This window comes from Pseudomonas sp. 25 R 14 (assembly GCF_900004755.1).
Lineage (GTDB): Bacteria > Pseudomonadota > Gammaproteobacteria > Pseudomonadales > Pseudomonadaceae > Aquipseudomonas > Aquipseudomonas brenneri.
Genome location: NZ_CVTS01000040.1, coordinates 1 through 14,271 on the forward strand (window position 1 = coordinate 1; position 14,271 = coordinate 14,271).

The following is a 14,271-nucleotide window of genomic DNA, read 5'->3' on the forward strand; positions in this document are numbered from 1 at the left end:
CCCGCTTGTATGTTTAAACTTGAAGGGGTGGGCGGTGACTAAAAGCCCGATTCCGACTCTAGCCAGTACGGACCGTGGGAGACTTCTCGTCCCGCCCTTTCTACCCCAAGCGCCGATAAGGAATTCATCGGGAAAACCGACGATAGAGGCAAGCCAGCGCTGGGGTAGACCCCGACAAGCCCTTAAACACTAGCTCCGAGGATTTGTTATGACAATCCTTACTTCACCAACGGTTCTGGGTATCGATGTGGCCAAGGCCGACGTCGTCGCCTACCGCGAAGACCTCAAAGCCATTCAAACCATTACCAACGACCGCGATGCTCTTGGCCGCTGGCTCAAAACGCTACCTGCCAACAGCTCAATTGCCCTGGAAGCCACCAGCACTTACCACTTGGACACAGCTGAACTCGCCCATGAAATGGGACATCGGGTTTACGTTGTAGACGCTTATCGGTTGAGCCATTACCGCGAAAGCATTGGCCAACGGGCGAAAACAGACCCTTGCGATGCGCGTTTGCTGGCGCGCTACCTGAGCAGCGAGCAGGAACGGCTGCGGCTCTGGAGCCCACCTCCGCAGGCTTATAAGCTATTGAAAAGCTTACTGCACCGACGTGCAGAGCTTATCAACTTGCGCGTGAGCCTAACGCTGAGTTGGTCGGGCGAACCGCTTTTGAAGGACGAATTGGCCCAGCAGTTAAAGTCCTTCAAACAAGCTGAGCTGGTCATTCAGAAGTTGCTGCACAAAGTCAGCAAAGAGGCAGGCATCACCGAAAACATCAAGCGCTGCAAAGCCATTGAAGGGGTTGGTGATCTTACGGCTACGGGTCTAGCGACAGCCTTCATGCGTGGCCATTTCGCCAGTGGCGATGCATTCATCGCTTTCTTGGGGATGGATCTGAGACCAAAAGACTCCGGAAAGAAGGCCGGTCCTCGGCACCTGAGTAAAAAGGGCGATTCGGAGTTACGGCGCCTTGCTCACAACGCAGCAATGGCCGCTAGCCGATCGCCGACCTGGAAACCCTATTACGAGTCCTACCTGGCCCGAGGATTGGCAAAGACCCAAGCCCTGGTGATCCTCGCCCGCAAGCTCTGCCGGGTGGCATTCGCGCTGATGAAAAACCAGAGCGAATATCAGCCGAATTTAAGGTTGCAGGGTTTCCCTGCAACATAGAATCTCCCACATGTGATTTGTGTTGTCGCTGAAATCGAGGCTTGGCTAAATCCCAGGCATAAAAAAAGCACCCCTCGGGGTGCTTTTTTGTGCTCGCTCGCTTAGCGCTTCAGCGAGGCCGGCAGGTGCGGCTGGATCGCCGTCAGTACTGCCTTGAAGCATTTGGTGTTGCCTGCAACCACGTGGCCCTTCTCCAGGAAGTCGTGACCGCCGGTGAAGTCGCTCACCAGGCCGCCAGCCTCTTGGATCAGCAGCGCGCCTGCGGCCATGTCCCACTCGGACAGGCCCGACTCCCAGAACGCATCAAAGCGACCGGCGGCCACGTAGGCCAGGTCCAGGCTTGCTGCGCCAGCGCGGCGGATGCCGGCGGTCTGGCCAACCAGGGCGCGGAACATGCCCAGGTAGTTTTCCAGGTTATCCATCTGGTCATCGCGGAACGGGAAACCGGTACCCAGCAGGGCGCCGTCCAGGCTGGTACGACCGCTGACGCGCAGGCGACGGCCGTTCAACTGGGCGCCACGGCCACGGCTGGCGGTGAATTCTTCCTGGCGAACCGGGTCGAGTACAACAGCGTGTTCCAGGCGGCCACGGTATTTGCAGGCAATGCTCACGGCAAAGTGCGGGATGCCGCGCAGGAAGTTGGTGGTGCCATCCAGTGGGTCGATGATCCACAGGTAGTCTTCGCCTTCGCCGCTACCTTTGTGCAGGCCGGTTTCTTCACCGAGGATGCCGTGGGTAGGGTAGGCCTTGCGCAGGGCGTCGATGATTTTCTGTTCGGCGGCGCGATCCACCTCGGATACATAATCCTTGGCGTCTTTTTCGTCGACCTTGATGGTATCCAGGCGCTCGATGGAGCGGAAGATCAATTCACTGGCGCTGCGGGCGGCGCGCAGCGCGATATTCAGCATGGGCTGCATGGATGTGTCACCTAAGGTTGTTAAAGAAAGCCGAGCATTCTAGCAGAAACTTTCTTCAGGTGAAGGACGACGTTCGCTTTCATGGCATAACCTTAGGCTGTTCTGTAAGATTTGCTCCCCTTTCCCGTGTCCGAGAGCGCCTCCCTTGCTGCAAAACATTCGTGTCGTCCTCGTCAATACCAGTCATCCCGGCAATATCGGCGGGGTGGCGCGGGCCATGAAGAACATGGGGCTGACGCGCCTGGTGCTGGTGGAGCCGCGTGTGTTCCCGCACCACGAAGCCGACGCTCGTGCCTCCGGCGCCAATGACATCCTTGAAAAAGCCCAGGTCGTCGCCACATTGGAAGACGCCTTGGTCGGCTGCAACCTGGTGCTCGGCACCAGTGCCCGTGACCGTCGCATCCCCTGGCCACTGCTCGATCCCCGCGAATGTGGGGCCAAAGTGGTCGAAGAGGCGGCCGGCGGCGCTGAAATCGCCCTGGTGTTTGGTCGTGAAGACTCCGGCCTGACCAATGAAGAGCTGCAGCGATGTCACTACCACGTACACATTCCATCGGACCCTGAATTCAGCTCGCTGAACCTTGGGGCGGCGGTGCAGGTGTTGAGTTACGAGGTGCGCATGGCCTGGCTGGCAGCACAAGGCCAGCCGAGCAAGATGGAGAAGGACGAGGTTGCGTCGACCAAAAGTGGCGAATTGGCCACCATGGACGAGCTGGAGCGATTCTATGAACACCTGGAGCAAACCCTGGTGGCCATCGAGTTCCTTGATCCGGAAAAGCCACGGCACTTGATGGCGCGCCTGCGAAGGCTTTACGGCCGCAGTTCGGTCAGTCGGGCAGAAATGAATATATTGCGTGGCATCCTCACGGAAACCCAGAAAGCGGCCCGTGGCGAGCTTCTTAAGCGGAAGGATTAAAAATGTTCGAGCGTTTGCGAGAAGATATCCAAAGTGTTTTCCACCGTGACCCGGCGGCGCGCAACGCCTTTGAAGTGCTGACCTGCTATCCGGGCATGCACGCGATCTGGATCCACCGCCTGTCCGGTGCCTTGTGGGGTATGGGCTGGAAATGGCTGGCGCGACTGGTGTCGAACTTCGGGCGCTGGTTGACCGGGATTGAGATTCATCCGGGGGCCAAGGTGGGTCGTCGCTTCTTTATCGACCATGGCATGGGCATCGTTATTGGTGAAACCGCCGAAATCGGAGACGACGTGACCCTGTATCAGGGCGTGACCCTGGGCGGCACCACCTGGAACAAGGGCAAACGCCATCCGACCCTTGAAAATGGCGTGGTGGTCGGGGCGGGCGCCAAGGTCCTGGGCCCGTTTACCGTCGGTGCTGGCGCCAAGGTCGGTTCCAATGCCGTGGTCACCAAGGCGGTGCCGCCAGGTGCAACCGTGGTGGGGATTCCCGGGCGGATCATCATCAAGCCGTACGTCAGCGATGAGCAGGAGGCCAAGCGCAAGGCCATGGCCGAGAAAATCGGCTTTGATGCCTACGGTGTCAGTGAAGACATGCCGGACCCGGTGGCGCGGGCCATTGGCCAGCTCCTCGACCACCTGCAAGCGGTGGACGGCAAGCTGGAGGGCATGTGCGGCGCGCTGAAGGATCTGGGCAGTCCCTACTGTGCGAAAGAGCTGCCTGAGTTGCGCGAAGAAGACTTCGCCGAGATCAAGAGCGAAACAGCTACCACCAAGGCCGGCTGAGTTCTCACGATCATTGCAATCCCCCTGTGGGAGCGGGCTTGCTCGCGAAAGCGGCGGGTCAATCAATATTTTCGGCGACTGACACCGCGCTTTCGCGAGCAAGCCCGCTCCCACAATTGATCCTCAGCGTGCCGGGCAATGCAGGTTGTCCGCTGTCGCTGTTCGATCCCACCCCACCCTGCTACAATTCGCGCGCCTTTTTTACGGGTATTCCTGACTAAAGTACTAGGTCTTATAGTTGACTTAAATACTCGGGAATCGCATACTTGCTCCCATTCTGAAACACCTTGGTACTTGTCCATGAGACTGACTACAAAAGGCCGTTACGCGGTGACCGCCATGCTCGACCTGGCCTTGCACGCGCAAAACGGGCCGGTGTCCCTGGCCGATATCTCCGAGCGCCAAGGCATTTCCCTGTCTTACCTTGAGCAACTGTTCGCCAAGTTGCGCCGCAGCAACCTGGTTTCCAGTGTGCGTGGCCCGGGTGGCGGTTATCAGTTGTCCCGTGACATGCAAGGCATCCAGGTCGCCCAGGTGATCGACGCGGTGAATGAATCCGTCGATGCCACCAAGTGCCAGGGCCTGGGTGACTGCCATGCCGGCGACACCTGCCTGACGCACCACTTGTGGTGTGACTTGAGCCTGCAGATCCATGAGTTTTTGAGTGGTATCAGCTTGGCTGATCTTGTGACTCGCCGTGAGGTACAGGAAGTAGCCCAGCGTCAGGACCAGCGCCGATGCAACACCAAGGCGCCGCGTCTGGACAAGATTGAAGCGTCCGCCGTCGAGTGACAGCCGAAGAGCTAACGGCACGCCAGCCAGCCTGATTTAGGAGAAAGTCCATGAAATTGCCGATTTACCTTGATTACTCAGCGACCACCCCGGTTGATCCGCGTGTCGCGCAAAAGATGAGCGAATGCCTGCTGGTTGACGGAAACTTCGGCAACCCTGCCTCCCGTTCCCACGTTTTCGGCTGGAAAGCCGAGGAATCGGTCGAGAACGCTCGTCGCCAGGTCGCTGACCTGGTCAACGCCGATCCGCGTGAAATCGTCTGGACCTCCGGTGCTACCGAGTCCGACAACCTGGCGATCAAGGGCGCTGCGCATTTCTATGCGACCAAGGGCAAGCACCTGATCACCACCAAGATTGAGCACAAGGCTGTCCTCGACACCATGCGCCAACTGGAGCGTGAAGGTTTCGAGGTCACCTACCTTGAGCCGACCACTGACGGTATCGTCACCCCGGCCATGATCGAAGCCGCGATGCGTGAAGACACCATCCTGGTTTCCGTGATCCACGTGAACAACGAGATCGGCACCATCAACGACATCGCCGCCATCGGCGAGCTGACCCGCTCCAAAGGCGTGTTGCTGCATGTCGATGCTGCCCAGTCCACCGGCAAGGTCGATATCGACCTGTCTGCGCTTAAAGTTGACCTGATGTCGTTCTCGGCCCACAAGACCTACGGCCCCAAAGGTATTGGCGCGCTGTACGTGAGCCGCAAGCCTCGCGTGCGCATCGAAGCCACCATGCACGGTGGCGGTCACGAGCGCGGCATGCGTTCGGGCACCCTGGCGACCCACCAGATCGTCGGCATGGGCGAAGCCTTCCGTGTAGCCAAGGAAGACATGGCTGCCGAAAACGTGCGCATCAAGGCCCTCAGCGATCGTTTCTACAAGCAGGTCGAGAACCTTGAAGAGCTGTACATCAACGGCAGCATGACCGCCCGTGTACCGCACAACCTGAATTTGAGCTTCAACTACGTCGAAGGCGAGTCGCTGATCATGGCGCTCAAGGACCTGGCGGTTTCGTCCGGTTCGGCCTGCACCTCGGCCTCCCTTGAACCGTCCTACGTCCTGCGTGCCCTGGGCCGCAACGACGAGTTGGCGCATAGCTCGATCCGCTTTACGTTCGGCCGTTTCACCACCGAAGAAGAAGTCGACTACGCCGCGCAGAAAGTCTGCGAGGCGGTCACCAAGCTGCGCACCCTGTCGCCGCTGTGGGACATGTTCAAGGACGGTGTCGATATTTCCAAGATCGAGTGGGCGGCACACTAAATATAGAAGCCGCCACCCCAGCCCTGTAGGAACGTGGCGGAAAACGCAGGCGTTTTTACAGGGTTCCAGAGCGGCCCTGATGAGTGAGGATTCAATACCATGGCTTACAGCGAAAAGGTCATCGACCACTACGAAAACCCGCGCAACGTCGGCAAGATGAACGCGGAAGATCCTGATGTCGGCACCGGCATGGTCGGCGCTCCGGCGTGCGGCGACGTCATGCGCCTGCAGATCAAGGTCAACGAGCAGGGCATCATCGAAGATGCCAAGTTCAAGACCTACGGCTGCGGTTCGGCCATCGCCTCCAGTTCCCTGGCGACCGAGTGGATGAAAGGCAAGACTCTGGATGAAGCAGAGACCATCAAGAACACTCAACTGGCCGAAGAACTGGCCCTGCCGCCAGTGAAAATTCACTGCTCGGTACTCGCAGAAGACGCCATCAAGGCGGCTGTTCGCGACTACAAGCAGAAGAAAGGCTTGATCTAAGCATTTGGCGACGAGTAAGGAGTCAACGATGGCTATCAGCATGACAGAAGCGGCTGCGCAGCACATTCGCCGTTCCCTGAATGGGCGCGGTAAAGGTGAGGGGATTCGTCTGGGTGTTCGCACCACGGGCTGTTCCGGCCTTGCCTACGTGCTGGAGTTCGTCGACGAGGTGGTTGCGGAAGACCAGGTGTTCGAAAGTCACGGCGAAAAAGTGATCATCGACCCGAAAAGCCTGACCTACCTGGACGGCACCGAGCTCGATTTCGTCAAGGAAGGGTTGAACGAAGGCTTCAAGTTCAACAACCCCAACGTACGCGGTGAATGTGGCTGCGGCGAAAGCTTCAACATCTGAGGCTATCTGTGGGTACTCCTTGTCATTTCGCTTTATTCGAGCTGCAGCCGAGCTTTCGGCTGGACCTTGAGCAGCTTGCCATGCGCTACCGAGAGTTGGCGCGTGGGGTGCATCCGGACCGCTTCGCTGACGCTTCCGAGCGTGAGCAACGCCTGGCGCTGGAGCAGTCGGCCAGCCTCAACGAAGCCTATCAGACGCTGAAAAATCCGCCGAAACGCGCGCGCTATTTGCTCGCGATGAACGGTGGCGAGTTGCCGCTGGAAGTTACGGTCCATGACCCTGATTTCCTGATGCAGCAGATGCAATGGCGTGAAGAACTTGAAGACTTGCAGGACGAGGCCGATCTGGCTGGCGTCGCGGTCTTCAAGCGTCGTCTGAAAGTGGCCCAGGATGAGCTCAACGAAAGCTTCGCAGCTTGTTGGGATGATGCAGCGCAGCGTGAGCAGGCCGAACGCCTGATGCGGCGCATGCAGTTCCTCGACAAGCTCACTTACGAAGTGCGCCAGTTAGAAGAGCGCCTCGACGATTAACCCAGTGCTGCACAGATTGCACGCCTGATAGACAGATAAGACCTGATTACCATGGCTCTACTGCAGATCGCCGAACCCGGCCAAAGTCCTCAACCGCACCAGCGTCGCCTGGCGGTTGGCATCGACTTGGGTACTACCAATTCACTGGTCGCCGCACTGCGCAGCGGTCTTTCCGAGCCGTTGCCCGATGCTGATGGCCAGGTGATCCTGCCGTCCGCCGTGCGCTATCACGCTGATCGCACCGAAGTGGGTGAGTCAGCCAGGCTCGCGGCCTCTACCGATCCGCTGAACACGGTGCTGTCGGTCAAGCGCTTGATGGGTCGTGGGTTGTCCGACGTCAAGCAATTGGGCGATCAACTGCCGTACCGCTTTGTCGGTGGTGAATCCCATATGCCGTTTATCGACACCATCCAGGGCCCGAAAAGCCCGGTGGAAGTGTCGGCCGATATCCTCAAAGTCTTGCGCCAGCGTGCCGAGACGACCTTGGGTGGCGAGCTGGTAGGGGCGGTGATCACGGTTCCGGCGTATTTCGACGACGCCCAGCGCCAAGCCACCAAGGATGCGGCGAAACTCGCCGGCCTTAATGTCTTGCGCCTGCTCAACGAGCCGACCGCTGCTGCCGTGGCCTATGGCCTGGACCAGCATGCCGAAGGCCTGGTCGCGATTTACGATCTGGGTGGCGGTACTTTTGATATTTCGATCCTGCGCCTGACCGGTGGTGTCTTCGAAGTCCTGGCCACCGGTGGCGACAGCGCGCTGGGCGGCGATGACTTCGATCACGCCATCGCCGGCTGGATCATCACCAGCGCCGGATTGTCCGCCGACCTCGATCCGGGCACCCAGCGCAACTTGTTGCAAACAGCCTGCGCGGCCAAGGAAGCCCTGACCGACGCTGCATCTGTTGAAGTTTCCTACGGCTCATGGTCGGCGCAACTGACCCGTGAAGCCTTCGATGCGCTGATCGAGCCGATGGTTGCTCGTAGCCTGAAAGCCTGCCGTCGCGCCGTGCGTGACTCCGGCATCGAGCTGGAAGAAGTCGGCGCGGTGGTCATGGTCGGCGGTTCGACCCGTGTGCCGCGGGTCCGCGAAGCCGTGGCCGAAGCCTTTGGTCGCCAGCCGCTGACTGAAATCGATCCGGATCAAGTGGTGGCCATTGGGGCTGCGATCCAGGCCGATACCCTGGCTGGCAACAAACGGGATGGTGGCGAACTGCTGCTGCTCGACGTGATTCCGTTGTCCCTGGGGTTGGAAACCATGGGCGGCCTGATGGAGAAGGTGATTCCACGCAACACCACCATTCCCGTCGCCCGTGCCCAGGACTTCACCACGTATAAAGATGGCCAGACGGCCATGATGATTCATGTGCTGCAAGGCGAGCGCGAGCTGATCAGCGACTGCCGCTCCCTGGCGCGCTTTGAATTGCGCGGTATCCCGGCGATGGTCGCGGGTGCGGCGAAGATTCGCGTGACCTTCCAGGTCGACGCCGACGGCCTGCTCAGTGTGGCCGCGCGTGAGTTGGGTTCGGGCGTTGAAGCCAGTATCCAGGTCAAACCGTCCTACGGCCTGACCGACGGCGAAATCGCCAAGATGCTCAAGGATTCGTTCCAGTATGCCGGTGACGATAAGGTCGCTCGTGTCCTGCGTGAGCAGCAAGTCGATGCCCAGCGCCTGCTTGAAGCGGTGCAGGGCGCCCTTGAGGCCGACGGCGAGCGCCTTCTGGATGCTGAAGAGCGCCTGGTCATCGACCTGCAGATGCAGGAACTGGCCGAATTGATGAAAGGTACCGATGGTTATGCCATCGAACAACAGACCAAGCGCCTTTCACAAGTAACCGATGCCTTTGCCGCCCGTCGTATGAACCAGACGGTGAAAGCCGCCCTGGCGGGACGCAACCTGAATGAAATTGAGGAATAACTGATGCCGCAGGTCATTTTTCTGCCACACGCCGAGCATTGCCCGGACGGTATGGTCGTGGAGGCTGAGACCGGCAAGTCCCTTCTCGAAGTTGCCCACGACAACCACATCGAGATCGAGAGTGCGTGTGGTGGCGTTAATGCCTGTACCACCTGTCACTGCATTATCCGCGAAGGTTTCAATAGCCTCGAAGAGGCCGATGAGCTGGAAGAGGACTATCTTGATAGGGCGTGGGGCCTGGAGCCGACGTCGCGCCTGAGTTGTCAGGCAAAGGTGGGGACTGAAGACCTCACCGTTGAAATTCCGAAGTATTCGCTCAACCATGCGGCCGAAGCGCCGCATTGATTCAAGGAAGTGTCATGAGTCTTAAATGGGTTGATGTGCAAGAGATCGCTATTCTGCTGGCCGACGGCTATCCGGATATGGATCCCTATTCGGTGAACTTTGTAGCTTTGCGTGACATGGTCATGGCCTTGCCAGGGTTCGAAGACGAGCGGGATCGCGGCGGTGAAAAGGTTCTTGAAGCGATCCAGACTGCCTGGAAAGAAGAACAGGACTGAAGCCTCCCTCACGCAGTTAGGCAATACCCAAGAACCCGCGTATAATTCGCGGGTTTAATTTTTCGCAAATTACCGTTTCTGGAGTTACACCATGGCTGTTCAACGTACTTTCTCCATCATCAAGCCTGACGCTGTTGCAAAAAACGTCATCGGCGAGATCACCACTCGTTTCGAAAAAGCCGGCCTGAAGGTTGTAGCTTCGAAACTCAAGCAACTGTCCAAGGCTGAAGCTGAAGGCTTCTACGCTGAGCACAGCGCTCGTGGTTTCTTCGGCGACCTGGTTGCCTTCATGATCTCCGGTCCTGTTGTTGTACAGGTTCTGGAAGGCGAAAACGCTATCGCTCTGAACCGTGAGCTGATGGGCGCTACCAACCCTAAAGAAGCGGCTGCCGGCACCATCCGTGCTGACTTCGCTGACTCCATCGACGCCAACGCTGTACACGGTTCGGACTCCGAAGCCGCTGCTGCTCGCGAAATTTCGTACTTCTTCGCAGCTACCGAAGTAACCACTCGCTAAGCATTGGCTTAAGAGTGAAGGTGAATCCATGACTACATCGACTGTAAAAACCAACCTGCTGGGTCTGACTCAACAGGAAATGGAAAAATTCTTCGACTCAATCGGGGAGAAGCGTTTCCGTGCCGGTCAGGTAATGAAGTGGATTCACCACTTTGGCGTCGACGATTTCGACGCCATGACGAACGTCAGCAAGGCCCTGCGCGACAAGCTCAAGGCGATTGCCGAGGTTCGTGGTCCCGAAGTGGTCAGCGAGGACATCTCCAGCGACGGCACCCGTAAGTGGGTGGTACGCGTGGCGTCCGGCAGTTGCGTCGAGACCGTCTACATTCCCCAGGGCAAGCGCGGCACTTTGTGCGTTTCGTCCCAGGCAGGCTGTGCCCTGGACTGCAGTTTCTGCTCCACCGGCAAGCAAGGCTTCAATAGCAACCTCACCGCCGCCGAAGTGATCGGCCAGGTGTGGATTGCCAACAAATCCTTTGGCAGCGTCCCGGCGACCGTCGACCGTGCCATCACCAACGTGGTGATGATGGGCATGGGTGAGCCGCTGCTGAACTTCGACAACGTGATTGCGGCCATGCATTTGATGATGGACGACCTGGGCTACGGCATCTCCAAGCGCCGTGTGACCCTGTCGACCTCCGGCGTGGTACCGATGATCGATGAGCTGGCCAAGCACATCGACGTCTCCCTGGCGTTGTCGCTGCACGCACCCAATGACGCATTGCGTAACCAATTGGTGCCGATCAACAAGAAGTATCCGCTTAAGATGCTGCTCGAATCTTGCCAGCGTTATATGGCGACCTTGGGTGAGAAGCGCGTGCTGACCATTGAGTACACCATGCTCAAGGACATCAACGACAAGGTCGAACACGCGGTCGAGATGATCGAGTTGCTCAAGAACACGCCGTGCAAGATCAACCTGATCCCGTTCAACCCGTTTCCCCATTCTGGCTACGAGCGGCCGAGCAACAACGCCATCCGCCGTTTCCAGGATCAACTGCACCAGGCCGGCTACAACGTCACCGTACGCACCACCCGTGGTGAAGACATCGACGCCGCCTGTGGCCAATTGGTCGGACAGGTGCTGGACCGCACCCGTCGCAGCGAGCGTTATATCGCCGTGCGTGAACTGAACGCCGCCGACGATTTGCCGCAGATTGCTGTGAATCGAATCTGAGAGAGGATCTCTATGCCCTTGCGCCTTGCGCTGCTTTTGCTTGTTGCCAGCCTCTCGGTTGGCTGTGTTTCATCGGGCTCTGACAGCCCGCTGCAAACCGGCAAGGGCCGTGACGAAGCGCGTGCTGCCTATGTGCAGTTGGGGCTGGGTTACCTGCGCCAGGGGTTGAGCGAACAGGCCAAGGTGCCGCTGCAAAAGGCCCTGGCCCTCGACAACCAGGATGCCGACGCCAATGCGGCGCTGGCCCTGGTGTTCCAGGCCCAGGCCGAGCCTGAGCTGGCCGATCAGTATTTTCAGAAAGCCCTGGCCGTTCGCCCCCATGATCCGCGCCTGCTCAACAACTACGGCAGTTTCCTGTACCAGCAGGAACGTTATGAGCAAGCGGCCGGTTATTTCCAGCAGGCAGCCACTGATACCCTATATCCTGAACGTTCGCGGGTTTTCGAGAACCTGGGGGTGACGTCCGTGCGCCTTGGCCAGCGTGAAAGCGCCCGCCGGCAACTGGAAAAGGCCCTGCACCTGAACCAGCGCCAGCCACGGGCCTTGCTCGAAATGGCCCAGTTGTCGTTTGAAGACAGGCATTATGTGCCGGCACGTGACTATTACGAGCGTTTTAGCCTGCTCAGCGGGCAAAATGCACGTAGTCTATTGCTTGGTGTGCGCCTGGCCACGGTTCATGAAGAACGCGACAAGGCCACACGTTTTAGCCAGCAATTAGAACGACTCTATCCCGGTACGCCGGAATATCAGCAATACCTGTCGGAGCAATGATGAAAGCCGCGCACCCGGAAGTTGTAGCCGCTAATCGCGTAAACCCAGGCGAGACCTTGCGTCAGGCCCGCGAAAGCAATGGTTGGTCGCTGGAAGAAGTGGCCCTCAAGCTCAATTTGACCACCTCTTCCCTGGGCAACCTGGAAAACGGCGCGTTCGACAAACTGCCCGGGCATACCTTCGCCCGCGGTTATATCCGTGCCTACGCCAAGCTGCTGGGCACCGACCAGGCCATTCTGGTCCAGCAATTCGACCAGTTCACCGGTACCGACTCCCAGGGTAGCAATGTCCACGGTCTCGGTCGCATCGAAGAGCCGGTGCGGGTTTCCCACACTATTCTGCGAATTGTCAGCCTGTTGCTGCTGATTGCCGTGATCGGTGGTGGTTTTATCTGGTGGCAGGACCAGACGACCCTGCGCAGCAAGGACCTGATCAGCAACGCCTTGGAGCACGTCGAAGTCGAGAGCGCCGACGGCACCACTCAGATTCATCCTCTGGACGAGCCTGAAGACCAGGCAGTAGTCCAGGGCCAGACCGCGCCCGAAACCAGTCTTGACCTGCAAGCAGGCCAGCCGCCTGCCGAAGGCGTCAGTGAAGCGGCCCCAGCTGCCGTTGTACCGACTCCTGCCGTACCTGCAACCCCGGCCACCGTGGCCCAGGTGCCTGTAGTACCGGCGCCGATCGCACCTGTTGCGCCAACGGCTGCCGCACCTGCTTCCCTGGCGCCAGTCAGCGTGGCGGGCGATGGCCGTCTCCAGATTACCTACGTCGCTGACTGCTGGACACAAGTCACCGATGGCAATGGCAAAGTCCTGTTCAGTGCTTTGAAGCGTAAGGGAGATACGCTTGATCAGGTCGGCAAGCCTCCTTTGACGCTGCGTCTGGGCTTTGCCCGTGGCGCGCAAGTGGCCTACAACGGCCAGCCTGTGGACGTGGCGCCGTTCACCAGTGGCGAGACCGCTCGCCTGAAGTTGGGACAATAGTCATGCACGGCGAATCTCCAATCAAACGTCGCGTATCGCGCAAGATCTGGGTCGGCTCGGTGCCGGTGGGTGGCGATGCCCCCATTGCCGTACAGAGCATGACCAATAGCGACACCAATGATGTGGCTGCCACCGTGGCCCAGATCAACCGCCTGGAAGCTGCGGGCGTCGATATCGTGCGGGTTTCCGTGCCGGATATGGACGCCGCCGAAGCCTTCGGCCGCATCAAGCAACTGGTCAAGGTGCCGTTGGTCGCCGACATTCACTTCGACTACAAGATCGCTCTGCGCGTGGCCGAACTGGGCGTCGACTGCCTGCGGATCAACCCGGGCAACATCGGTCGCGAAGACCGGGTGCGTGCCGTGGTCGATGCTGCCCGTGATCGCGGGATCCCGATTCGTATCGGCGTCAACGCCGGCTCCCTGGAAAAAGACCTGCAAAAGAAATATGGCGAGCCTACTCCGGCGGCCCTGGTTGAGTCGGCGCTGCGCCACGTCGAGCACCTCGAACGCCTGAATTTCCAGGACTTCAAGGTCAGCGTAAAGGCTTCCGATGTGTTCATGGCGGTAGAAGCCTACCGCCTGCTGGCCAAGGAAATCGTGCAGCCGTTGCACCTGGGCATCACCGAAGCCGGTGGTTTGCGTTCAGGCACAGTGAAATCTGCGGTAGGTCTCGGTATGCTGCTGGCCGACGGGATTGGCGATACCATTCGCATCTCCCTGGCGGCGGACCCGGTAGAGGAAGTGAAAGTCGGCTACGACATTCTCAAATCCCTGCATCTACGCTCCCGTGGCATCAATTTTATTGCCTGCCCGAGCTGCTCGCGGCAGAACTTCGACGTGGTGAAAACCATGAACGAGTTGGAAGTACGCCTGGAAGACCTGCTGGTGCCGCTGGATGTCGCAGTCATCGGTTGTGTGGTCAACGGGCCAGGTGAGGCCAAAGAGGCACATGTGGGCCTGACCGGCGGTACCCCGAACCTGATTTACATCGACGGCAAGCCGTCGCAGAAGCTGACAAATGACAATCTGGTGGATCAGCTGGAAAAGCTGATCCGCGACAAAGCGGCCGAGAAGGTCGCCGCAGACGCAGCGCTGATCGCTCGCGGCTGATTGAACGAATTTAAGGATTT

The 14,271-nt window shown here is 59.0% G+C and carries 17 protein-coding genes; 16 read left to right on the forward strand and 1 reads right to left on the reverse strand.

The genetic code is table 11. The features are described 5' to 3' along the window. Window positions 1-208: 208 nt before the first annotated feature. The gene (locus tag BFQ03_RS13040) at window positions 209-1,171 is read left to right on the forward strand and encodes an IS110 family transposase (RefSeq protein WP_065942825.1); all 963 of its coding nucleotides are present in this window, start codon (window positions 209-211) and stop codon (window positions 1,169-1,171) included. Window positions 1,172-1,272: 101 nt separating this feature from the next. On the opposite strand, the gene suhB is transcribed toward BFQ03_RS13040, so the two are convergent. Next, the gene (suhB, locus tag BFQ03_RS13045) at window positions 1,273-2,088 is read right to left on the reverse strand and encodes a type III secretion system regulator SuhB (protein WP_003175971.1); all 816 of its coding nucleotides are present in this window, start codon (window positions 2,086-2,088) and stop codon (window positions 1,273-1,275) included. 145 nt (window positions 2,089-2,233) lie between these two features. Between suhB and trmJ the strand changes: the two genes are divergently transcribed. The 15 genes from trmJ (at window position 2,234) to ispG (ending at window position 14,251) form a co-directional block, all read left to right on the forward strand. Beyond that, window positions 2,234-3,004, forward strand: coding sequence for a tRNA (cytosine(32)/uridine(32)-2'-O)-methyltransferase TrmJ (trmJ, locus tag BFQ03_RS13050; protein WP_032858309.1), 771 nt, complete (start codon window positions 2,234-2,236; stop codon window positions 3,002-3,004). A 2-nt stretch (window positions 3,005-3,006) separates the two neighbouring features. After that, window positions 3,007-3,792: a serine O-acetyltransferase gene (gene cysE, locus BFQ03_RS13055; protein WP_065943313.1), complete on the forward strand. Its 786-nt coding sequence runs from the start codon at window positions 3,007-3,009 to the stop codon at window positions 3,790-3,792. 300 nt (window positions 3,793-4,092) lie between these two features. Then, window positions 4,093-4,584, forward strand: a complete 492-nt coding sequence (gene iscR / locus BFQ03_RS13060) for a Fe-S cluster assembly transcriptional regulator IscR (RefSeq protein ID WP_003210305.1) — start codon at window positions 4,093-4,095, stop codon at window positions 4,582-4,584. 50 nt (window positions 4,585-4,634) lie between these two features. Further along, window positions 4,635-5,849 carry an IscS subfamily cysteine desulfurase gene (locus tag BFQ03_RS13065; protein ID WP_065943314.1) on the forward strand — a complete coding sequence of 405 codons (1,215 nt, stop codon included), beginning with the start codon at window positions 4,635-4,637 and terminating at the stop codon, window positions 5,847-5,849. A 99-nt stretch (window positions 5,850-5,948) separates the two neighbouring features. Then, window positions 5,949-6,335, forward strand: coding sequence for a Fe-S cluster assembly scaffold IscU (gene iscU / locus BFQ03_RS13070; RefSeq protein WP_007929523.1), 387 nt, complete (start codon window positions 5,949-5,951; stop codon window positions 6,333-6,335). 28 nt (window positions 6,336-6,363) lie between these two features. After that, window positions 6,364-6,687 (forward strand): iron-sulfur cluster assembly protein IscA, encoded by a 324-nt coding sequence (iscA, locus tag BFQ03_RS13075; RefSeq protein WP_003175963.1) that lies wholly within the window; start codon window positions 6,364-6,366, stop codon window positions 6,685-6,687. Window positions 6,688-6,695: 8 nt separating this feature from the next. Beyond that, a complete protein-coding gene (gene hscB / locus BFQ03_RS13080) occupies window positions 6,696-7,217 on the forward strand; it encodes a co-chaperone HscB (protein WP_032858306.1) in 522 nt (173 codons plus the stop codon). 51 nt (window positions 7,218-7,268) lie between these two features. Further along, window positions 7,269-9,131 (forward strand): Fe-S protein assembly chaperone HscA, encoded by a 1,863-nt coding sequence (gene hscA, locus BFQ03_RS13085; protein ID WP_032858305.1) that lies wholly within the window; start codon window positions 7,269-7,271, stop codon window positions 9,129-9,131. Window positions 9,132-9,134: 3 nt separating this feature from the next. Continuing rightward, the gene (gene fdx / locus BFQ03_RS13090) at window positions 9,135-9,476 is read left to right on the forward strand and encodes an ISC system 2Fe-2S type ferredoxin (RefSeq protein WP_029298551.1); all 342 of its coding nucleotides are present in this window, start codon (window positions 9,135-9,137) and stop codon (window positions 9,474-9,476) included. 14 nt (window positions 9,477-9,490) lie between these two features. After that, window positions 9,491-9,691, forward strand: a complete 201-nt coding sequence (gene iscX, locus BFQ03_RS13095) for a Fe-S cluster assembly protein IscX (RefSeq protein WP_032858302.1) — start codon at window positions 9,491-9,493, stop codon at window positions 9,689-9,691. 91 nt (window positions 9,692-9,782) lie between these two features. Next, window positions 9,783-10,208 (forward strand): nucleoside-diphosphate kinase, encoded by a 426-nt coding sequence (gene ndk / locus BFQ03_RS13100; protein ID WP_017846179.1) that lies wholly within the window; start codon window positions 9,783-9,785, stop codon window positions 10,206-10,208. A 28-nt stretch (window positions 10,209-10,236) separates the two neighbouring features. Further along, window positions 10,237-11,385: a dual-specificity RNA methyltransferase RlmN gene (rlmN, locus tag BFQ03_RS13105; RefSeq protein WP_029298546.1), complete on the forward strand. Its 1,149-nt coding sequence runs from the start codon at window positions 10,237-10,239 to the stop codon at window positions 11,383-11,385. A gap of 12 nt (window positions 11,386-11,397) precedes the next feature. Beyond that, window positions 11,398-12,156 carry a type IV pilus biogenesis/stability protein PilW gene (gene pilW / locus BFQ03_RS13110; protein WP_032858299.1) on the forward strand — a complete coding sequence of 253 codons (759 nt, stop codon included), beginning with the start codon at window positions 11,398-11,400 and terminating at the stop codon, window positions 12,154-12,156. Beyond that, window positions 12,156-13,139, forward strand: a complete 984-nt coding sequence (locus BFQ03_RS13115; protein WP_065943315.1) for a RodZ domain-containing protein — start codon at window positions 12,156-12,158, stop codon at window positions 13,137-13,139. The genes pilW and BFQ03_RS13115 overlap by 1 nt, the downstream gene beginning before the upstream one ends. Before the next feature lie 2 nt (window positions 13,140-13,141). After that, a complete protein-coding gene (gene ispG, locus BFQ03_RS13120) occupies window positions 13,142-14,251 on the forward strand; it encodes a flavodoxin-dependent (E)-4-hydroxy-3-methylbut-2-enyl-diphosphate synthase (RefSeq protein WP_029298540.1) in 1,110 nt (369 codons plus the stop codon). Window positions 14,252-14,271: the final 20 nt, after the last annotated feature.

What these genes read in the sequence shown, in the direction of transcription:
- BFQ03_RS13040 (WP_065942825.1), top strand. Translation starts at nt 209, where the DNA reads ATGACAATCCTTACTTCACCAACGGTTCTGGGTATCGATGTGGCCAAG.
- suhB (WP_003175971.1), bottom strand. Translation starts at nt 2,088, where the DNA reads ATGCAGCCCATGCTGAATATCGCGCTGCGCGCCGCCCGCAGCGCCAGT.
- cysE (WP_065943313.1), top strand. Translation starts at nt 3,007, where the DNA reads ATGTTCGAGCGTTTGCGAGAAGATATCCAAAGTGTTTTCCACCGTGAC.
- iscR (WP_003210305.1), top strand. Translation starts at nt 4,093, where the DNA reads ATGAGACTGACTACAAAAGGCCGTTACGCGGTGACCGCCATGCTCGAC.
- BFQ03_RS13065 (WP_065943314.1), top strand. Translation starts at nt 4,635, where the DNA reads ATGAAATTGCCGATTTACCTTGATTACTCAGCGACCACCCCGGTTGAT.
- iscU (WP_007929523.1), top strand. Translation starts at nt 5,949, where the DNA reads ATGGCTTACAGCGAAAAGGTCATCGACCACTACGAAAACCCGCGCAAC.
- iscA (WP_003175963.1), top strand. Translation starts at nt 6,364, where the DNA reads ATGGCTATCAGCATGACAGAAGCGGCTGCGCAGCACATTCGCCGTTCC.
- hscA (WP_032858305.1), top strand. Translation starts at nt 7,269, where the DNA reads ATGGCTCTACTGCAGATCGCCGAACCCGGCCAAAGTCCTCAACCGCAC.
- fdx (WP_029298551.1), top strand. Translation starts at nt 9,135, where the DNA reads ATGCCGCAGGTCATTTTTCTGCCACACGCCGAGCATTGCCCGGACGGT.
- iscX (WP_032858302.1), top strand. Translation starts at nt 9,491, where the DNA reads ATGAGTCTTAAATGGGTTGATGTGCAAGAGATCGCTATTCTGCTGGCC.
- ndk (WP_017846179.1), top strand. Translation starts at nt 9,783, where the DNA reads ATGGCTGTTCAACGTACTTTCTCCATCATCAAGCCTGACGCTGTTGCA.
- rlmN (WP_029298546.1), top strand. Translation starts at nt 10,237, where the DNA reads ATGACTACATCGACTGTAAAAACCAACCTGCTGGGTCTGACTCAACAG.
- pilW (WP_032858299.1), top strand. Translation starts at nt 11,398, where the DNA reads ATGCCCTTGCGCCTTGCGCTGCTTTTGCTTGTTGCCAGCCTCTCGGTT.
- BFQ03_RS13115 (WP_065943315.1), top strand. Translation starts at nt 12,156, where the DNA reads ATGAAAGCCGCGCACCCGGAAGTTGTAGCCGCTAATCGCGTAAACCCA.
- ispG (WP_029298540.1), top strand. Translation starts at nt 13,142, where the DNA reads ATGCACGGCGAATCTCCAATCAAACGTCGCGTATCGCGCAAGATCTGG.